At 78.3% G+C, this 2,652-nt stretch carries 3 protein-coding genes; all 3 read left to right on the forward strand.

The window, feature by feature from the left end; genetic code table 11:
* Positions 1-545: hypothetical protein (locus ACME2J_RS22215; protein ID WP_495547129.1), on the forward strand; the 545-nt coding region annotated here is incomplete at its 5' end.
* Between the two features lie 33 nt (positions 546-578).
* On the forward strand, positions 579-1,577 hold the full coding sequence (locus ACME2J_RS22220; RefSeq protein WP_495547130.1) for an alpha-glutamyl/putrescinyl thymine pyrophosphorylase clade 3 protein: 999 nt from the start codon (positions 579-581) through the stop codon (positions 1,575-1,577).
* A 154-nt stretch (positions 1,578-1,731) separates the two neighbouring features.
* Positions 1,732-2,652, forward strand: a 921-nt coding sequence (locus ACME2J_RS22225) for an RNA polymerase sigma factor (protein WP_495547131.1), incomplete at its 3' end; no start/stop codon positions are given.

Raw genomic sequence — 2,652 nt, forward strand, 5'->3', positions numbered from 1 at the left:
GCGGCATCCCGCGCGGGCACGCGACGCGCCTCCCCGACGCCGAGCTCGTCCTCGCGTGCCGCGAGACGCGGGTCCGCGCGGATCTCCTCTGCGCGGCGGCCCGCTCTGCCGCGCCGTCCCGTCCGAGGGCCGCCGCCGTCGCGGCCGCGCCGGCCCGCCCCTCGGCGCCGGCCCCCGTGCCGTCCCGGCGCGCCTCGGGCGCGCTCCGCCTCGTGCTCGTGGCGGTCGGGCTCGCGGTCGGGCTCGCCTGGGGCCTCCCGCTCGACTCCGTCGAGGGTCGCTGCCCGCCGGCCGGCGAGGGGCAGGGCTACTGCGTCCTCCAGAAGAGCGTCCTGCCGGCGGTCATCCTCGCCGTCGTCGCCGTGCTCGCGGCGCTCGTCCTGCACTCCTGGCTCACGACCGGGCTGCCGCGCCTGCTCGCGCGCTGGCGGGCCGGTGAGCGGCCGACGCGCATGACGCGCCGCCAGGCGACCCCGCCGTACGACTCCGACCCGGCGCTCCTCGCCGCGTCGTGGGGCGTGCGGACCGGCCGCGACGGGACGTGAGGCCGGCGCGCGGGCGGGCCTAGACTGGGGGAGATGCCGAGCTTCTGCCGTCACGGCCGCTTCGAGGACCGCTGCCCCATCTGCGCGAAGAAGGAGCCCGCCCGGAACCGCCCGGCGCCGTCACGGACGCAGCGGGCACGCGCCTCGTCGACGCCGGCGCGGTCGGCGACACGCGGGCGGGGCGCGAGCGGCGTGACGGTGCGCCGCGTCGCCCGCGAGGCCGACGACGGCTACTCGCACGAGCTCGTCCCCGGCCTGCGCGCGAGCGCCGACGCCGTCCGGCTCGCCGACGAGCTGGCGTTCGCGGTCGCGCGCCTGGACGAGCTCGCGACGGACCCGCCCGGGCTCTACGCCGAGGCCGCGCTCGCGGAGGACCGCGAGGAGGGCCTGTGGCTCGCCGCCCAGATCGCCGTCCTCAGCCCGCTCGAGGACGAGGACCCGTGGGCGACGATCTCCGCGGTCCGCACGACGTGGTCCTCCGGCGAGGACCCCGACCCCGCCGACCTCGCTCTCGGTCCCCGGGCCGGCGTCGACGCGCGGCGGGGCGCCGCAGCGACGTTCGCCGCCTATCGCGCGTGGGCGGGACGGGCCGGCGGTCAGGGCGCGGCCTTCGACGGCGACGCGACCTGGACGGCGCCACGGCGCTTCGACCGCGCCTTCGAGCGGCTCTCGCTCCCCGGGCTCGGCCGCGCCGCGCGGTACGAGCTCCTCGTCCTCGTCGGCCGGCTGGGGCTCGTCGACCTCGAGCCGTGGACGCTCATGGCGGGCGCCGACGCCTCGGATCCCACCGTGCTCGCGGCGAAGCGCGCCTTCGGCATCGGTGACGCCATCAACATCTCGCGCCGCAGCAGCGAGCTCGCGCACGCCCTCGACGTGCCGGTCGCCGCCCTCGACCTCGCGCTGCGCAACTGGGACCTCCCGCCGGCGCTGCCGCGCATCCGGGCGGCGGCGACCGCCGAGCCCGACGAGGCGGTGCGGGACCGCGCGCGGACCGTTCTCGGGGTCGGCGAGCCCCCCGTCGACGCGGACTGACGACGAATCGTCCGCAATTTGCGGACGTTCCGCGGACGGGGAGGGGGGAGAGCTCTACGCTGCGTCGCCTCGAAGGACCAGGGGAACGGTCCACGGAGGCAGGTCAGGGATGGCAGTCAGCGAGGCGCGGCGGGGCGCGCCGCCGAACGATCGCATGCGCGGACGCGACGACCTCGTCGTGCGCACGCTCACCCAGCACGCGGACGCGGTCCTGCGGACCGCGCGCCGGCATTCGCTGTGCGCCGAAGACGCCGCCGACGCGTTCCAGCGCGGCGCGGAGATCATGGTGCGCCACGCCGGGCGCATCGATCCGGCGCGTGCCGACCGCTGGCTGCACGTCGTCGTCCGTCGCGAGGCGATCGCCCTGCGCGCGCAGCGCTCGCGGGCGCTCGGGGCGGGGGAGATCGATCTCGACGCGGTCCCCGCGCGCGACGCGGCCGCTCCCGACGACCGGGTCATCGCGTTCGAGCGGCTCGCGCGCACCGCCGAGGCGATGCGCCATCTCAAGCCCGCCGAGGCCCAGGCTCTCGGGCTCCACGCGGCGGGCCGCAGCTACGACCAGATCGCGAGCGAGCTCGGCTGGACGCGGACGAAGGTGAATCGGTGTCTCACGGAGGGGCGGGCGCGCCTGCGAGCCCGGCTCGCCGGGATGGAGTCGGGAGAGGAGTGCGAGCGCTGGGCGCCGGTGCTCGAGGCGATGCACGACGGCTCGGCGGTCGCGGAGGACCTCGCCGCGGTGCGCCCGCACCTCCGCAACTGCCCGGGCTGCCGCGCTCGCGTCCGCGCCCTCCACGACGAACGTGCGGCCCTCGGCGTCCTCCTCCCCGCGGGCGCGCTCGTCCCCCTCGCGGGCGGCGTCGGCGGCGGGGCCGATGTCGCCGCGAGCGCCGAGTCGTCGAGCTCTCTCGTCTCCCGCGTGTGGGAGGCGCTCGGCGCCGGCGTGCACGACGGCGTCGCCTCCTCGGCCGTGAAGCTCCAGGCGCTCGCCGACATCGCAGGCGGCGGGAAGGCGGCGGCGGTCGCCGCCTCGGCCGCGGCCCTCGCGGGCGGAGGCGTCGCCGTCGACCGGGCGGCG

The organism is Paraconexibacter sp. (assembly GCF_059438195.1).